The 16,092-nt window shown below is 71.1% G+C and carries 19 protein-coding genes; 10 read left to right on the forward strand and 9 right to left on the reverse strand.

Features of this window, described 5'->3' with window-relative positions; genetic code table 11:
* Positions 1-198 precede the first annotated feature (198 nt).
* Positions 199-984: a CAF17-like 4Fe-4S cluster assembly/insertion protein YgfZ gene (ygfZ, locus tag EFJ44_RS07985; RefSeq protein ID WP_125256656.1), complete on the reverse strand. Its 786-nt coding sequence runs from the start codon at positions 982-984 to the stop codon at positions 199-201.
* A gap of 63 nt (positions 985-1,047) precedes the next feature.
* Here ygfZ and EFJ44_RS07990 point away from each other — a divergent pair, with 63 nt between their 5' ends.
* Positions 1,048-1,995 carry a glycosyltransferase family 9 protein gene (locus EFJ44_RS07990; protein ID WP_125256657.1) on the forward strand — a complete coding sequence of 316 codons (948 nt, stop codon included), beginning with the start codon at positions 1,048-1,050 and terminating at the stop codon, positions 1,993-1,995.
* Positions 1,992-3,329 carry a dihydroorotase gene (locus EFJ44_RS07995; protein WP_125256658.1) on the forward strand — a complete coding sequence of 446 codons (1,338 nt, stop codon included), beginning with the start codon at positions 1,992-1,994 and terminating at the stop codon, positions 3,327-3,329. Before EFJ44_RS07990 ends, EFJ44_RS07995 begins: the two co-directional genes overlap by 4 nt.
* On the opposite strand, the gene EFJ44_RS08000 is transcribed toward EFJ44_RS07995, so the two are convergent.
* The 4 genes from EFJ44_RS08000 to erpA are packed head-to-tail and all read right to left on the reverse strand — an operon-like array spanning position 3,316 to position 5,588.
* On the reverse strand, positions 3,316-4,248 hold the full coding sequence (locus tag EFJ44_RS08000) for an alpha/beta hydrolase (RefSeq protein ID WP_125256659.1): 933 nt from the start codon (positions 4,246-4,248) through the stop codon (positions 3,316-3,318). The genes EFJ44_RS07995 and EFJ44_RS08000 overlap by 14 nt on opposite strands.
* A 22-nt stretch (positions 4,249-4,270) precedes the next feature.
* A complete protein-coding gene (locus EFJ44_RS08005) occupies positions 4,271-4,942 on the reverse strand; it encodes an SdpI family protein (protein WP_125256660.1) in 672 nt (223 codons plus the stop codon).
* Entirely contained in the window at positions 4,914-5,234 is a 321-nt protein-coding gene (locus tag EFJ44_RS08010; RefSeq protein ID WP_125256661.1) for a metalloregulator ArsR/SmtB family transcription factor, read from the reverse strand. Before EFJ44_RS08010 ends, EFJ44_RS08005 begins: the two co-directional genes overlap by 29 nt.
* 36 nt (positions 5,235-5,270) lie before the next feature.
* Positions 5,271-5,588, reverse strand: a complete 318-nt coding sequence (erpA, locus tag EFJ44_RS08015) for an iron-sulfur cluster insertion protein ErpA (protein WP_420897387.1) — start codon at positions 5,586-5,588, stop codon at positions 5,271-5,273.
* Between the two features lie 122 nt (positions 5,589-5,710).
* Between erpA and EFJ44_RS08020 the strand changes: the two genes are divergently transcribed.
* The 5 genes from EFJ44_RS08020 (at position 5,711) to scpB (ending at position 10,241) form a co-directional block, all read left to right on the forward strand.
* Positions 5,711-6,895 (forward strand): deoxyguanosinetriphosphate triphosphohydrolase, encoded by a 1,185-nt coding sequence (locus EFJ44_RS08020; RefSeq protein WP_125256663.1) that lies wholly within the window; start codon positions 5,711-5,713, stop codon positions 6,893-6,895.
* Between the two features lie 74 nt (positions 6,896-6,969).
* Positions 6,970-7,674 (forward strand): SPOR domain-containing protein, encoded by a 705-nt coding sequence (locus tag EFJ44_RS08025; protein WP_125256664.1) that lies wholly within the window; start codon positions 6,970-6,972, stop codon positions 7,672-7,674.
* 40 nt (positions 7,675-7,714) lie between these two features.
* Complete coding sequence (gene nagZ / locus EFJ44_RS08030) at positions 7,715-8,761, forward strand: beta-N-acetylhexosaminidase (protein WP_125256665.1); 1,047 nt, start codon at positions 7,715-7,717, stop codon at positions 8,759-8,761.
* Positions 8,758-9,585, forward strand: a complete 828-nt coding sequence (locus EFJ44_RS08035; protein WP_125256666.1) for a segregation and condensation protein A — start codon at positions 8,758-8,760, stop codon at positions 9,583-9,585. The genes nagZ and EFJ44_RS08035 overlap by 4 nt, the downstream gene beginning before the upstream one ends.
* Positions 9,582-10,241, forward strand: a complete 660-nt coding sequence (gene scpB, locus EFJ44_RS08040) for an SMC-Scp complex subunit ScpB (RefSeq protein ID WP_125256667.1) — start codon at positions 9,582-9,584, stop codon at positions 10,239-10,241. The genes EFJ44_RS08035 and scpB overlap by 4 nt, the downstream gene beginning before the upstream one ends.
* Before the next feature lie 6 nt (positions 10,242-10,247).
* On the opposite strand, the gene EFJ44_RS08045 is transcribed toward scpB, so the two are convergent.
* The 4 genes from EFJ44_RS08045 to EFJ44_RS08060 form a co-directional block, all read right to left on the reverse strand.
* Positions 10,248-11,150: a cobalamin biosynthesis protein CbiG gene (locus EFJ44_RS08045; protein WP_125256668.1), complete on the reverse strand. Its 903-nt coding sequence runs from the start codon at positions 11,148-11,150 to the stop codon at positions 10,248-10,250.
* A gap of 61 nt (positions 11,151-11,211) precedes the next feature.
* On the reverse strand, positions 11,212-11,727 hold the full coding sequence (locus tag EFJ44_RS08050) for a hypothetical protein (protein ID WP_125256669.1): 516 nt from the start codon (positions 11,725-11,727) through the stop codon (positions 11,212-11,214).
* A gap of 3 nt (positions 11,728-11,730) precedes the next feature.
* A complete protein-coding gene (gene xth, locus EFJ44_RS08055) occupies positions 11,731-12,528 on the reverse strand; it encodes an exodeoxyribonuclease III (protein WP_125256670.1) in 798 nt (265 codons plus the stop codon).
* A 71-nt stretch (positions 12,529-12,599) separates the two neighbouring features.
* Positions 12,600-13,568, reverse strand: coding sequence for a hypothetical protein (locus EFJ44_RS08060; RefSeq protein WP_125256671.1), 969 nt, complete (start codon positions 13,566-13,568; stop codon positions 12,600-12,602).
* A gap of 131 nt (positions 13,569-13,699) precedes the next feature.
* Between EFJ44_RS08060 and EFJ44_RS08065 the strand changes: the two genes are divergently transcribed.
* The 3 genes from EFJ44_RS08065 to EFJ44_RS08075 are packed head-to-tail and all read left to right on the forward strand — an operon-like array spanning position 13,700 to position 16,073.
* A complete protein-coding gene (locus EFJ44_RS08065; RefSeq protein ID WP_241209719.1) occupies positions 13,700-14,767 on the forward strand; it encodes an MBL fold metallo-hydrolase in 1,068 nt (355 codons plus the stop codon).
* A complete protein-coding gene (locus EFJ44_RS08070; RefSeq protein WP_125256672.1) occupies positions 14,764-15,531 on the forward strand; it encodes an enoyl-CoA hydratase in 768 nt (255 codons plus the stop codon). Before EFJ44_RS08065 ends, EFJ44_RS08070 begins: the two co-directional genes overlap by 4 nt.
* Before the next feature lie 44 nt (positions 15,532-15,575).
* Positions 15,576-16,073 (forward strand): GNAT family N-acetyltransferase, encoded by a 498-nt coding sequence (locus EFJ44_RS08075; protein ID WP_125256673.1) that lies wholly within the window; start codon positions 15,576-15,578, stop codon positions 16,071-16,073.
* Positions 16,074-16,092: the final 19 nt, after the last annotated feature.

A 16,092-nucleotide genomic window follows, 5' to 3' on the forward strand; every position in this document is an offset into this window, starting at 1 on the left:
TCGCAGGACGTCGCCGCCCGCCGGAGGCGACCGCGGTAAGGCGCGAACAGCGCCACCCGACGCGGGCTTCCGGAAAACCATGCGCGCGGAGCGTCTGTCTTCGTCGAAACGGTAATCACATCTGCTTCCGGGCGAAGGCCCGGCGCTCCGCCCGCCCTCCACCTCCGCGCCTCAACGACGGAGCCGAAAGTCGTGCCTTCAGCCCAGCCAGCCCGGCCGCTCGACCGCCACCGCCCGGCCGTCCACCGTCAGCGGCCCGTCGAGGCGATCCAGCCGCAGCAGAGCCATCGCCCGGCCAGGGCGGCCCGTCAGCACCTGACCGGCGCGCAGCCCGGCCTCCGTCAGCACCTCAGCGCCCTCGGCCGGCGTCGGTCCGTCGAACGTCAGCGGCAGCATCCGGCTCCTGATCGCGCCGCGCCGTTTCATCCGCGAGGTCGTCTCCTGGCCCACGAAGCAGCCCTTCTGGAAGTCGATGCCGTTCAGCACGTCGAAGTTCGCCTCGATCGGATAGGTTCGATCCATGCCGCAATCACGATCCGGGTCCGGTACGCCCAGCGTCAGCCGGTGCGCCTGCCAGTCGTCGGCGCTCGCGGTCGCCTCCGCCTCCCCAAGCCGTCGCCCGCCCAGCGCCGCCAGCCGGGGATCGGGCGCGAACCCTTCCGCCATGCCCTCCCAGCAGACGGCGACCGGAGTGCCCTCCGCCGCGATCGTCACCTGTGCCCTCAACCGGTGCATCGTCAGTTTCGTCACCAGCGCGTCGCGCCGATCCGCAGCCACGTCCAGCAGTACGCCGTCCTCCGCGCCCCACAGGAACAGATCCCACATCAGCCGGCCGGGCGGTGACAGAAACGCCCCGAACCGAACCTTGCCCGGCGCCAGCGTCAGCACGTCTTGGGTCAGCAGGCCGTGCAGGAACGACCGCGCGTCCGGACCCGTCACGGCGACGACGGCGCGGTCCTCAAGTCGGGCGATCTTCAGGCTCATGCGTCCCCAGATAGTCGCTCCCCCGCCCCCGTGAAACCGCGAGAATCCGTATACGGTCGGCAAATGGCGGGCTTTCCCATCCTCTACGTCGCCGAGGCCGACCCCACCGAGGCCGTCCTGTCCTCGGGCGCCTTGGCGCACGTGGTCGACGCCATGCCCGGCGCCCGCGTCACCGTCGTCGGCTCGCCCCAGTCCGCGCCCCTGTTCGCCGACCTGCCCGGTCTCGACCGGCTGATCGTGCTGGAGCGGGAGGGACGCCTCGACTGGCTGAAGCTCTGGGGCCAGGTCCGCGATCGCCGCTGGGGTCTCGTCGTCGACATGCGCGGCACCGAGCTGTCGGCCCGCCTGAAGCGCCAGAAGCGCGCCGTCCGCGTGAAGCCCGAGCCGGGCGAGCACGCCGCCGCGACCGCCGCCCGCACCCTGCAACTGGACGAGACGCCCCGGCCGCGCCTCTTCCTCGGCGACGAGACCCGCGCCGCCGCCGACGCTCTGCTGGCCAAGGGGGAGGGGCGCATTCTCGCCGTCGCCCCGACCGCCGACTGGATCGGCAAGGTCTGGCCCACCGACCGCTACGTGAAGGTCGCCACCCGTCTGCTGGCCGACGACGGTCCGCTGGCCGGAGGCCGCCTGCTGATCGTCGGCGACGATCTGGACGGTGAGACGCGCACGGCCCTGCGCATGGCCGCGCCGCTGAAGCGCACCATGGAGACCCGCCATCTGACGCGGCTCCAGACCTGCGCCGCCCTGTCCCGCGCCGCGCTGGTGCTGGGCGGCGACAGCCTTTGGACCCAGCTGGCCGTGGCCGCCGGCGCCCCCGTCGTCGCCGTCTTCGGCCCCTCCGACGAAGCCGTGCGCGGCCCCTTCGGCGAGGTCGTCTGCCGCGGCCCGCGCACCATGGACGAATACCGCGCCATCGACCCGCGCCTGGACCAGGCCATCCAGCATCTGCTGGACCTGCCCGCCGACAGGGTGTTCAAGGCCGCCGTGAAGCGGCTGGAGCGGACCGGATGACCCAGACCTACGACCTCATCGTCCGCGGCGGCGAGGTGGCCAACCACTCCGGGCGCGGCATGGCCGACGTCGGCGTGCGCGAGGGCAAGATCGCCTTCATCGGCGACCTTTCCCAGGCCTCGGCGGGCGAGGTGGTGGACGCGAGCGGCCTGACCGTCCTGCCCGGCGTCATCGACACCCAGGTCCACTTCCGCGAGCCGGGGCTGGAGTGGAAGGAAGACCTCGAGACCGGCAGCCGTGCGGCGGCGCTCGGGGGAGTCGTCGCGGTGTTCGAAATGCCGAACACCAATCCCAACACGACCGACCCGGACACGCTCGCCGACAAGCTGGCCCGGGCCCGGGACCGGATGTGGACCGACCACGCCTTTTACGTCGGCGGCACCCACGCCAATGCTGACCACCTGAACGAGCTGGAGCGCCTGCCCGGGTGCTGCGGCGTGAAGGTCTTCATGGGCGCCTCGACCGGCGACCTGCTGATCGCCGACGACGACGGCGTGCGGCAGGTGCTGTCCAACGTCCGCCGCCGCGCCACCTTCCATTCCGAGGATGAATACCGTCTGGCCGAACGCCGCGAACTGGCCCGCACCGGCGACTGGACCAGCCATCCGGAGGTGCGCGACGCCCAGTCGGCCATCCAGTCGACCGAGCGTCTGGTGCGGCTGGCGCGCGAGACCGGCGCCCGCATCCACGTGCTGCACGTGTCGACGGCTCAGGAGATCGAATTCCTCGCTCACCACCGCGACGTGGCGACGGTGGAGGTCACGCCCCAGCACCTGACGCTCGACGGCGACGAGGCCTATGCGCGGCTGAAGGCCCTAGCCCAGATGAACCCGCCGATCCGCAACCGGCCGCACATCGACGGCCTGTGGCGCGGCATCCAGCAAGGCGTCGTCGACGTCCTCGGGTCCGACCATGCGCCGCACACGCTGGAGGAAAAGGCGCGGCCCTATCCTGCCTCGCCGTCGGGCATGCCGGGCGTGCAGACGCTGGTCCCCGTCATGCTGACCCACGTCGCCGAGGGCCGCATGACGCTGGAACGCTTCATCGACCTGACCAGCGCCGGCGCCCAGCGCGTCTTCGGCACGGCCGGCAAGGGCCGCATGGCCGAGGGCTACGACGCCGATCTGACCCTCGTCGATCTGAACGCCCGGCGCGTCATCACGCACGAGCGGCAGGCCAGCCGCTGCGGCTGGACCCCCTTCGACGGCTTTGAGGCCAGGGGCTGGCCCATGGCCACCATCATCCGCGGCCGACATGTCATGCAGGACGGTGAACTGATCGGTACGGCCCATGGCCGCCCGGTGAGGTTCATGGAAACTCTCAGCGCGGGCTGAGGATGAAGCCCGCCACGTCCTCGACCACACCGTCCGCCAGCGGCAGGCGGGGGTTCGAATAGGTGGCGATGTTCGCCGCGCGCTCGGCCGGCGCGACCTTCAGCAGGTGGTTGACGCCCTCCCAGATCACCAGGGTGGCGTCGGGCCGCGCCGCCTTCAGGGCCCGGGCGTCCTCGACGGTCGTCTGGATGTCCGTCGCGCCCTGGCCGATGAACACCGGCCCCTCATACGCCGAGATCAACGCGGCGGGATCCAGCGCCAGCAGGCCGATCAGGAAGGGCTGCACCGAGGGCCGCAGCAGCGCCGCCAACGCCGGCGGCGTGTCGGCGACCAGCTCGCCCGCCTCCAGCCGCGCCAGGGCGTCGAAGGTCTGGGTCTTCAGCGGCTCGGGCAACTGCGCCCCCAGCTGCTCCTCCAGTATCGCCCGCGGACGTCGCCCCATCCCGGCCAGCAGCACCATCCCGCAGATGCCCTCCGGGCTGCGCGCCGCCGCCATCTGGGCGATGCCCGTCCCCTCGCTGTGCCCGATCAGCCAGACGCAGTCCTGACCGGTCCGCGCTCGCGCCTCCGCGGCGAAGGCGAGGGCGTCGTCGACCATGTGTTCGAACCGCAGGTCGGCCTCGTTCCCCAACGCCGCGACGCTCTCTCCCGCCCCGCGCTTGTCGTACCGCACGGTCGCCACGCCGTGCTCGGCCAATCCCTCGGCCAGCAGCCGATAGGAGCCCGCCGACACGCCCAGAGGGCTGTTGCCGTCGCGGTCGGTGGGACCGGAACCGGCGATGATCACCGCTGCGGCGCGCGTCCCTCCCTCCGGCGTCAGCAGCGTGCCGTGGAGCGGGGCCAGCGGACTGTCGACCTGCACCGGCGTCGCGGTCGGGTCGCTCAGGGTCAGGGCGGCGGCGAGGGCGAGGCTCAGCATGGCGGGCTCCTTGGCCGGCGGATCAGAACGGCTGGCGGTCGGGATCCTTGTCCCAGACCCGCCAGCTCTCGAAGACTGCGGCGGCGGCCGCCAGCAGAACGGCGGCGATCACGACCTGGAAGGCCAGCGGCTGCGGGGCGAACGGGGCCGCGATGAGCGCCGACAGACCGATCAGGCTGAGCAGACGTCCCGCCAGCCGATTGGAGCGGTCCCACGCCAGCCGGCTCTTCAGCGCCCACGGGGTGCGGACGCCCGCAATCGGGTTCGGGCCCACCCGCCCGACGACCGCGCCGATGAGCAACAGCATCAGGCCCAGGGCGGCCGTCGGCGCCTCGTCCGCGACGTTGGTCACGCCCGTGAGGCTGGCGGTCGTCGCCAGCACCGCCACGGCCGTCAGCGAGACGAGGATCAGCAGCTGCCCGGCGCGCAGGGCGCGGGCTCGGGACGCGTCGACGGCGCCGCGCGCGGCGATCCCCATGCCCATTCCCAACGCCGCGGTGAGGAAGGCCAGCAGGCCCAGCATGAAGGCCACGGTCCCCCGCGTGCCGAAGGCGTCCGCCGTGCCGTCCCAGCCGTAATGGATCGGCAGGCTGCGCGCAGGCCCCGCCAGGGCGATGCATGCCGCGGCCGCCGCCATCCCCGACGCGGACAGGGCCGTGGCGATGTCAGCTGGATGCAGTCGTCTGCCGCTCATCGGGCCTCTCCTTGCTTTCGGGGGTCAAGGCCCTCGCCGCTTCCAGCACGGCAAGCATGAAGGCGAGGCCCTCTTCGACGGCGGAAATCTCAAGGCGGTAGCGGATGGACGTCCCGTGCCGCTCCGCCGAGATGAGGTGCGCGGCCTTGAGCGCATTCAGATGCCCGGTCACCGTCGGCCAGCTCAGGTCGAACGCGTCGGCGATCTCGCCGGAGGTCAGCGGTCCCTTGCGCAGCATGTCGACTATGCGGCGCCGCACGGGATGGGACAGGGCCTTGAACAGGTCGTTCATAGGCGAAAGACTAATTAGGAATGTGCCTAAGTCAACTCAGATCGAGAAACTGACCCCGCAGCCGCAGCTCGAAGCCGCGTTCGGATTGCGCACCACGAATTGCGCCCCGCCCAGATCATCGACGAAATCCACGGCCGAGCCGACCAGAAAGGGCAGCGACACCGGGTCGACCAGCGCCGCGCGACCGTCGGCTTCGATCCTCAGGTCGTCGGGCTCGGCCCGTTCGACGAGTTCGAACCGGTACTGGAACCCGGAGCAGCCGCCGCCGTCCACCGCCACGCGCAGCATCAGCGGCCGACCCCGCTGCTCGGACAGCCTGTCCAGCCGCGCGGCGGCGGCGGCGGTCAGCGTCACCTCCGGCGTGGCGCCGCGAGCTGGTTCGATGCGGAAATCTGTGGATTGGACGGTGCTCACGCCGGTCTATATGAGGCGCAGGCGGGCGTTCGGAAAGGCCCGCCGTCATCGGCGCAGACCCCTTGAGCACTTCAGACCGTCGCCTTGCTCCCTACGCCGAGACCGTCGCCGCCTCGCGCGGGCGTCTCGTTCCGGAGCCGATCAGCCGCACCCGGACCGCCTTCGCCCGCGACCGTGACCGCATCATCCACTGCACCGCCTTCCGCAGGCTGAAGGAGAAGACCCAGGTCTTCGTCGCGCACGAGGGCGATCACTACCGCACGCGCCTGACCCATTCGCTTGAGGTGGCCCAGATCGCCCGTTCCCTGGCACATGCGCTCCGGCTGGACACTGATCTCGCCGAGACCGTGGCCTTGGCCCACGATCTGGGCCATCCGCCCTTCGGCCACGCGGGCGAGGATGAATTACAGGCCTGCATGGCGGGTTTCGGCGGCTTCGATCACAACGTCCAGACCTTCCGTGTCGTGACCAAGCTTGAGGAGCGGTACCCCGCCTTCAAGGGCCTGAACCTGTCGTGGGAGACGGTCGAGGGGGTCATCAAGCATAACGGCCCGATCGCACACCGGCTGGAGGAGCCGGCGTGGGCGCCGATCCGGGACTATCACCGCCAATGGGACGTCGAGCCGGGCGGCTTCGCCTCGCTGGAGGCCCAGGCGGCCGCCATCGCGGACGACATCGCCTACAACAACCACGACGTCGACGACGGCGTGCAGGCAGGGCTTCTCAGCCTCGCCGAACTGGAAACCGTGCCGCTGATCGGCCCGCAGTTGCTGGCCACGCGCCGGGACTGGCCCGACCTGGACGACCGCATGGTGCGGCTCGAGGCCGTGCGCCGCATGATCGGCGTCATGGTCGAGGACGTGCTGGCCGAAACCGAGGCCCGACTGGCGGCGGACGGCATCGAGACGGTCAAAGACGTCCGTGCGGCCGGCCGGACCGTCGTCGCCTTCTCGCCGGCCATGCTGGTCGACCTCGCCGTGCTCAGGAAGCACCTGTTCGAGCGGATGTACCGCCACTACCGCGTGAATCGGACCCGCAGTCAGGCCCGCCGCATCCTCGCTGAAATGTTCGAGTTGTTCATGGCCGAGCCGGAGGTCATGCCGCCGGAATGGTCGGGCAAGGCGCTCGGCGGCGACGAGGTCCGCAAGGCTCGCGCCGTCTGCGACTACATCGCCGGCATGACCGATCGCTACGCCATCGAGGAGCACAAGCGGCTGTTCAGCCTCGATCTGGCCCTCGATCTGTGATGCGAAAGGTGTCCGCGCGGGGCTAAGATCGAAGCCCGCGCATTCGATTCGCCCGGACCGCCAGCGAGGCCGCCATGTCGCACGAAGATCCGCACCGCCAGGACCGGGGGGCCTATACCCCGCCTACCGACGACGACCTGGCCTTCCGCCGCGGCGGCTACGACCCTCGCGGCCGCGCCGGTGGGGGAGGGGGCAAGGCCCCGCCGGTGACCCTGCTGGTCAGCGCCGGCGTTCTGCTGGTCCTGATCGTGGCGGTGATCCTGTACTACCGCGCCGGCCCGCGCGGGTCCGAGGACGCGCCGCCGACCGTCGGCACCCCCGTCGGCGACCTGAAGGTCGAAGCGCCCGCCGACGCCCAGCCGATCGACCCGGCCGAGGGCATCGACGTCTATGACGAGGCGGTCGCCCCCGACACGGCGCCCACCTATGCCCCGCCGCCGGAGACGGTGCGCCCGCGCCCGGAACCGAAGACGGAAACCCCGCCGCCTGCCAAGGAGGTCCCTCCAGCCAAGACCGAGTCCCCGCCGCCCGCCGCGACCGGCTCAGCCAGCGTCCAGATCGGCGCCTTCTCCACGCCGGGTCAGGCCGACCAGCAGTGGGCCGCGACCGTCGCCCGCTATCCCCAGCTGACGGGCGGCGCCGGCAAGCGTGTGCAGGAGGTGACGTCGTCCGGCGGCTCGACCCTGTACCGGACCTCGATCACCGGCCTGACGACCGAGAACGCCCGCGCCCTGTGCGGGGGAATCCGCGCCGCCGGCGGCGACTGCATCGTCCGCTGAGGTTCCAGCTGAGCGCGCGCGCCATTCCGGGGAGACGGGCATGAGCACCGCCATGATCCTCGGCTGCGCCGGGCCGGAGCTCGGGCGCGAGGAGGCGGCCTTCTTCGCGGACGCCGATCCCTGGGGCTTCATTCTGTTCCGGCGCAACGTCGAGTCGCCCGATCAGGTGCGACGCCTCACCGACGCCCTGCGCGCGGCCGTGGGCAGGGAGGCCCCGATCCTGATCGATCAGGAGGGCGGTCGGGTCCAGCGCATGGGGCCGCCGCACTGGCAGAAATATCCGCCGGGCGAGGCCTATCTGAAGGCGACGAACGACCCCTTGGCCGCCCGCGAACTGGCCCGGCTGGGCGCGCGGCTGATGGCGCACGACCTGAAGGCCGTCGGCGTCAACGTCGACTGCGTGCCGGTCCTGGACGTGCCGGTGCCCGGGGCCCACGACATCATCGGCGACCGCGCCTATGGCCGCGATCCCGCGACGGTGGCCCAGCTGGGCCGCGCAGCGGCCGAGGGGCTGCTGGCGGGTGGCGTGCTGCCGGTCGTCAAGCACATGCCCGGCCACGGTCGCGCCTTCGCCGACAGCCACAAGGAGCTGCCGACCGTCCACGCCGACTTCGACGCCCTGGACGCCTGGGACTTCGCGCCCTTCAAGGCGCTGTCCGACATGCCGATCGCCATGTCGGCGCACGTCGTCTTCACCGCCATCGACCCGAAGCGTCCGGCCACGACGTCGAAGAAGGCGGTGAAGCTGATGCGCGAGCATCTGGGCTTCCAAGGCCTGCTGCTGTCCGACGATCTGGTCATGAACGCCCTGTCCGGCACGCTGACGGAAAGGGCCGAGGCGGCGTTGAAGGCGGGCTGCGACGCCGTGGTTCATTGGAACGGCGACATGTCCGAGATGAAGCAGGTCGCCGCCGGCGTCGGCAAGCTGCAGGGCAAGTCGGCAAGACGCGCGTCCGCCGCGCTTGCCCGCATCGTCCACACGCCGGAGCCGCTGGACGAGCGCGAGGCCCGGTCGCGCTTCGCCGCCCTGCTGGCGGGCCGGCTGGAAGCGGCCAAGGGGCCGGACGTGGGGGAGGCGCAGTCGTGACCGAGGCCTTCCAGCCCAATCTGGACTTCACCGCCGTCGAACAGGCCGACGCCGCGGACGCCTTCGTGGTCGATCTGGAGGGCTACGAAGGCCCGCTTCACGTCCTTCTGGCCTTGGCCCGGGCGCAGAAGGTCGATCTGCTGAAGCTGTCGATCACCACCTTGGCCGAGCAGTACCTGGCCTTCGTGCAGGAGGCGCGGCGGCGCAACTTCGCCTTGGCCGCCGACTACCTCGTCATGGCCAGCTGGCTGGCCTTCCTGAAGTCGAAGCTGTTGATTCCGCGCGCGGAGAAGGAGAAGGACGGCGACGTGCCTGCCGAGGAATTGGCCGCCGCCCTGGCCTTTCGGCTGCGCAAGCTGGAGGCCATCCGCAAGGCGGGCGAGACGCTGACGCAGCGGCCCGTGCTGGGCCGCGAGATCTTCACGCGTGGCGATCCGGAGGCGACGGTGATCATCCCGTCCGACCGGATCGACGCCGACCTGTACGGACTGATGAGCGCCTACGTCTCCCAGCGCCGGCGCGAGGCCCGGCGGCAGTACACGCCCGGCCAGCGCATCGAGGCCTATCCGCTGGAGGCGGCGCGCGACTGGCTGCGCGCCCGCCTGCCGACGGTGCAGCAATGGACGCCGCTGACCGCCGTCGCTCCCGACGCCGACCCGGACGATCCCGGCGGTCCCAGCCGCGCCAGCTATCTGGCCTCCACCCTGTCGGCGGGGCTGGAACTGGTGAAGGAAGGGGCCATGGACGTGCGGCAGGAGGCGATCTTCGCCGACCTCTACGTCAAGCGGCGCGGCAAGGGCCTGCCGCTGGAGCTGACGCCGTGACCGATTTGAAGTTTCAGCCCGACGAGGCGGAGATCGAACGCCGGGTCGAGGCGCTGCTGTTCGCGGCCGCCGCGCCCCTGTCGGCCGCCGACCTGTCCCGTCGTTTGCCGGAAGGGGCCGACGTCACGGCGGCCCTGATGGCGCTGAAGGACCGCTACGGCGACCGCGGGGTGCGGCTGGAATGCGTCGCCGACCGCTGGCGCTTCGCCACCGCGCCCGACCTCGGCTTTCTGATGACGGAGGAGCGCGACGAACCGCGCAAGCTCTCGCGTGCGGCGCTGGAGACCCTGGCCATCATCGCCTACCACCAGCCTTGCACGCGCGCCGAGATCGAGAGCGTGCGCGGCGTCTCCCTGTCCAAGGGCACGCTGGACCTGCTGCTGGAGATGGGCTTCGTCCGCCTGCGCGGCCGCCGCCGCACGCCCGGCCGGCCGGTCACCTACGGCACCGCCGACCGCTTCCTGGAGCATTTCGGTCTGGCCAGCCTGGCCGACCTCCCGGGGCTGCAGGACATGAAGGCGGCCGGCCTGCTGGACTTCGCCATCCCGGCCGGCTTCGAAGTGCCCCAGCCGGGCGCCAGCGAGGACGGCGAGGACCTGCTGGACCTCGACGACGCCGCCCCGGAGTTCGCCCAGGACTTCGTGCGGGAAGACTGACGCCGGTCAGGCGCCGAGGATCCAGCCCTCTTCGCCTTCCACTTTGGCGATCAGGTCCCCGGACGCCCCCTTGGGAGGCGCGAAGGCGGTCGACAGCGTGCCCGCTTCATCCATCTGCGCGAGGTGTTCGGCGGTCGCCCGGACCTGCGCCTGGTCCTTGAATTCGCCCGGGTTCGCCCTGGCGTCCCACATCGACGGCCAGACCTCGACGATCAGGGTCGACAGTGGCTCCACGTCGGAGACGTCCAGCTTGCGCCAGCCCGTGCCGAACGGCCAGACGGCGGCGCTCTCGCCCAGCCTGTCCATCAGCCGCCGCACTGCGGCGATGCCCACCAGGGTCTGGCCCCCGACGGCGCCCGCGCCGTGCATCTGCCAGACGCTCTTGGGCTGCAGCCTGCTCTTCCTGACCGCCAGTTCGGTGGCGCGGAACTCCGGCATGTCGCCCGAACCCTCCGGCGGCTTGGTGGCCGTCAGCCAGCGCTGGGTCTGCTTGGCCGGCGCGCCCCAGAACGGCCATGCGGCGTCGGTCATCAGCCGGTTCATCTTCGCCGCGACCTGATAGCGGTTGTTGGTGTTGTCGGCCTTGTCCACGACGTTCGTGGCCACGAATTTCCACATGGCCGACCACGGCGTGCCGTCCAGCCCCAGCCGTTTCGCCGTGCCCGCGGGATAACCGAGATTGAAGTCGAACCCCAGCAACACGCGGTCACCGCGTTTGCGGTGGTCGGCGAGCAGGTCGGCGATCAGCTTTTCGCCCTCCGCCCGCGTCGCGACGTTGTGCGTCTCGCAATAGAGGCGGAAGCGCACGTCCCGCTTGGCGACGCCGATCCAGACGGAGTTGTCGCCCAGCTTCTTGCCTTCGGCGGCGGTCCAGTCGGCGATGATGTAGGCGTCGAACAGACGGGCCACGGGAATTCTCGGCAGGGGAGGCGGAAGGGAAGCGCGCTTCTAACGCCCGCCGTTCCCCCGCTCAACCGCGCAGCAGGGCCTCGAGGTGCGACAGCCAGCGCCGCCCCAGCCGCAGCGCCTCGGCGGGCGACCCGGTCTGCGTCGGCGACGTCACGTTCCACAGGTCCAGTTCGAACTCCGGGTGCCGGGCGTCGGCGAACATGAGGCGCAGCACCACCTGCTCCGCATCCGGTGCCAGGACGTCCAGCGATTTCCGCGCCTCGCCGCGCCGCACGCGGGCCAGGACGTGGCCGTCCACGATCACCTCGCCGCCCTCGATCTCCTCGAACGCGTAGACGAGGCCGGATCCTCCCCGATCCCACAGCACGGCGATCTGCCCTCCCTCGAAGTCCAGCCCGGCCGCGCGCCCCTCCGCGGCGGAATAGGCCTCGGTCTCCGCCGGCGCGCCCAGCGACTTCAGCATGGCGCGGCGCATCCGGCGCTCCGGCTCCATCCACCAGGCGAGGCCCAGCACCCCCGTGGTGCCGGCCGCCGCGACCAGGGCGACCAGCAGGAACAGCCGGATCGCCTCGCCCAAGGCTCAGTCCTCCAGCTCGACGACGACCGGCACGTGGTCCGACGGCTTGTCCATGTCGCGCGCGTCCCGGTGCGTCTCAACAGCCCTGAAGCGGTCGGCCGCCTGCGGCGACAGCAGGTGGAAGTCGATGCGGATGCCGTGGTCGCGCTGCCAGGCGCCGGCCTGATAGTCCCAGAAGGTGTAGGCCCCCGGCGGCTGGCGGCCCAGCTCGCCGGCGTCGTACAGGCCCAGACCCTTCAGGGCGCGGAACGCCGCACGGCTTTCCGGCTGGAACAGGGCGTCGGTCACCCAGGCGGCGGGGTTCTTCGCATCGTCCGGCGTCGGGATGACGTTGTAGTCGCCCATCAGGGTGAAGGCCTCCTCCTGCTTCAGCAGGTCGGCGGCATGGGCGTGAAGCCGCCCGAACCAGTCCAGCTTGTAGGCGAACTTGGGCGTGTCGACCGGATTGCCGTTGGGCAGATAGAGGCACCCGACGCGCACGGGGCGCGGGCTTTCTATCAGCGCCTCGACGTAGCGTGACTGAGGTCCGTCCACCTCGACGCCCGACCGGTCTTCACCCGGCAGGCCGCGTCGGAGGTCGGACATCGGAAATTTCGAGAGCAGGGCGACGCCGTTGTAGGTCTTCTGCCCGTGGGTCTCGACGTTGTAGCCCAGAGTCTCGAAGGCCTCGCGCGGGAACTTCTCGTCCAGGCATTTGATCTCCTGGAAGCCGACCACGTCGGGCTGGGCGGCCTCCAGCCACGCCAGCACGGTGGGCAGACGGGCGTTGACCGAGTTCACGTTCCACGTGGCGATGCGCATAGGGGCCGACGCTAGTCCGCGTCGGCCCCTATCGGAAGGGGGTGTGAGCCCCCGTATGTGATCGATTCAGATCAGGCGCGACCGCCCGAGGGCGCCGGCGCGGCGGCGGGCGCCTCGGTCGGCGTCAGGCTGCACGGCTTGCGGAAGATCTGCTGGGCGTCGATGCAGGAGTAGGTCTGCTGCGCCGCGCCGTCCTTGAAGCGCACGATCACGCCTTCGCCGGACGAGCACTTCAGCTCATAGAACGAGCCGCGCTCGGCGTTGTCGCCCATCCACGCCACGTCCTCGATCTGGCAGGCCGCGGCGTCGCTGCCGGCCACGAGCTTGGGCCACTCCGCCGCGCTTTCCTCGCGGCTGGTGTAGCGGCACGTGCCGTCCGTCCGCAGCGCGAACTGCCAGCATTCCGTCGACGACCAGCCGGCAGCGGACTTTTCCAGACGCCAGCCGTCGCGACCGGCGCAGCCGATCTCATAGACGTCGACGGCGGTCGCCACGGCCTGGTCGACCTCGCAGTTCAGGCCCAGCTCGCGGCCGTAGCCCGCGATCACCTGGGTCGGATTCTGGTTGCCCGGCAGCGCGCATTGCAGGCCGACGTTGGCGGCGGGGTCGGCCTCGCGGGCCAGAACGCCGAAGCTCCATTGCAACACGCAATCGTGCGCTTTCGGACCCGCGGCCGCGGCCTCGATGACGTAGCCGGGGCCGGTGGCGCAGGCGATCTCGTAGAGACGGACGCCGTCCTCGCGCGCGCCGAGCAAGGCCGCGTCCGTCGGCTGGCAGGAGGGCGCGGCGGCGGCGGCGAGAGGCGTGACCTCAGCCATCACCATCTCCTTGGTGGGCTGGCCGGCGGCGGCGTCGCGCATCTCGCTGCGCTCCCGATCCCGCAGACGCGAAGCGGAGGTTTCCCGACGACCTTGAACCACGGGCTCGTCACCAGGTTGCGGAACGGTGTCGTAGACGGACCGGCCGTCGACGCTCTGCGCCGCGACGGGGGTCGCCGCCAGCAGGCCGAGCGCCGCTGCGACTGCGAGGGATTTCAACATGGGGAACCTCTGAATGACCAGCCGACAGGGATGACCTGTGGATGCGGCAGGGTCAAGGCGCGGGCATGTCCGTGTCTGGACGCGGCAAGCCGCATCGGCTTATGTGAGCGGGTTGTTTTTGGAGACGCACAGTGGCTGACGGCGGCTCGACGGGCGAGGGCGAACGCAGCCTGTCGTATCCCTTCACGCATATTCCCGGCGCCGGCCGTGCCGTCGAGGTGGCCCCCGACGTTCTGTGGATGCGTCTTCCTCTGCCGATGGCGCTGGATCATGTGAACGTTTGGGCCATCGCGGACGGCGACGGCTGGACGATCGTCGATGCGGGATTGCGGACTCCGGGTTCTCTGGAGGCCTGGGAGGCCGCGTTGTCCGGCCCTCTGGGCGGGCGGCCCGTGACGCGGGTGATCTGCACCCACATGCACCCCGACCACATCGGTCTGGCCGGCTGGCTGTGCGACCGCTTCGACGCGCCCCTTCTGATGTCCCGGTTGGAATACGTCACCGGCCGCATGCTGATCGCCGACGTCGGGCCGGCCCCCGAGACGGGCGCCGACTTCTACCGGCGCGCCGGCTGGAGCCACGATCAGATCGAGGGCTGGCGCAAGGCCTACGGGCGTTTCGGCTCGGCCGTCGAGGCTCTGCCGGCGACCTACGTCCGACTGTCCGACGGCGACGAAGTCGAAATCGGGGGCGACGTCTGGCGCGTGGTGGTCGGCGACGGCCACAGCCCGGAGCACGTCTGCCTCTGGCGCGAACGCGACGGGGTCTTCGTCGCCGGCGACCAGATTCTGCCGCGCATCTCCTCGAACGTCTCAGTGTGGCCGACCGAGCCCGCTGCCGATCCGCTCGGCGACTGGCTGGCTTCGATCGCGAAATTGCGAGGCCTTCTGCCTCCCGACCTGCTGGTTCTGCCCTCCCACGGCGAACCTTTCCGGGGCGTGCATGCGCGTCTGGACGCCCTTGCCCGCGGTCACGCCACGTCGCTGAAGCGGCTCGAGCGCCGACTCAAGGAGCCGTGTCGCGCCGTCGACGTGTTCGCGACCCTCTTCGGCCGTCCGGTGGGAGACGGCCTGCTGGGCATGGCCACCGGCGAGGCGATCGCCCATCTCAACCACCTTGAGCGGCAGGGCCGTGTCCGGCGAGCGCCGGACGAAGACGGCGCAGACCGCTGGACCGTCCTGACCGGAGACGCCTCGTGACCGACCACGTCCGCACCGAACTGACCGACGGCGTCCTGACCGTCGCCCTGTCGCGCCCGGAGAAGAAGAACGCCATCACCCAGGCCATGTACGCCGCCCTGGCCGAGGCGACGCGTCGCGCCCGCGACGACGACGCCGTGCGGGTGATCCTGTTCCGGGGCGAGGGCGACAGCTTCTCCGCGGGAAACGACATCGCGGATTTCATCGCCATCGGGGCCTCCGGCGAGGGGCAGCTGACGGACGCTCCGGTATTCCATTTCCTCAAGGCCCTGGCCGATCTGGACAAGCCCGCGGTCGCCGCCGTGCGCGGGCGCGCGGTCGGCATCGGTCTGACCCTTCTGCTGCACTGCGACATGGTTGTGGTGGCGGAAGACGCCCTGCTGTCGGCGCCCTTCGTCAACCTGGCGCTGGCGCCCGAGGCCGCGTCGTCGATGCTGCTCCCGCATGTGCTGGGACACCAGCGCGCCTTCGAGGTGTTCGCCCTCGGCGAGCCGATCGACGGCCGGACGGCCCTGACCTGGGGTCTGGCCAACCGCGCCGTCCCGGCCGAACAGGTCGAGGTCGTCGCGAGGGAGCTGGCGGAGAAGCTCGCGGCCCGCGCCCCCAACTCCATCCGCAAGACCAAGGCCCTCATGCGCGACGCCGAGCGCCTTTGGACGCTGATGCAGGCGGAGGGTGAGGCGTTCGGAGCGCAGATGCGCAGCCCGGAGGCGATGGAGGCCTTCATGGCCTTCAGCCAGAAGCGCGCGCCCAACTTCGGCTGATCCCGATTGCAGGCGGATCGGCGCGGGCGTAAAGGCGCGCGCCCATGTCCGCTCAGCCCGCGCCCGCCAACCTTCCCCCGGTCGAACCGGAGACCCCCGCCGACGCCGGTCAGGTGACCGCCCTGGTCGACTCCGCCTTCGGTCCCGGGCGTCACGCCAAGACGGCCGAACGGCTGCGCGAGACGTCGTCGCCGGCTTGCGGCCTCGTGGTCCGCCATGACGGCCGCGTGATCGGCTCCGTCCGCCTCTGGCGCATCCGCGTGGGCGAGACGCGGGCCCTTTTCCTCGGCCCCATCGCGGTGGACGCCACCGAGCGGAGGGCCGGCCTCGGCGCCGCCCTGGTCGAGGCCAGCCTCGAATGCGCCGCGCGCGAGGGCGTGGCGGGCGTCCTGCTGGTCGGGGACCTGCCCTTCTTCGGCCGGTTCGGCTTCCTTGAGCTTTCGGGCGCCGCGATGCCCGGTCCGGTGGATCCGCGCCGCCTGCTGTGGCGCCCGATCTCGGTGGAGGCTCCGGCGGGCGCCGTCATCGGGCTGCGCGACTGACGGTTTGCAGCCGGCGCGA

This window comes from Brevundimonas fluminis, assembly GCF_003934285.1.
Classification (GTDB): Bacteria; Pseudomonadota; Alphaproteobacteria; order Caulobacterales; family Caulobacteraceae; genus Brevundimonas; species Brevundimonas fluminis.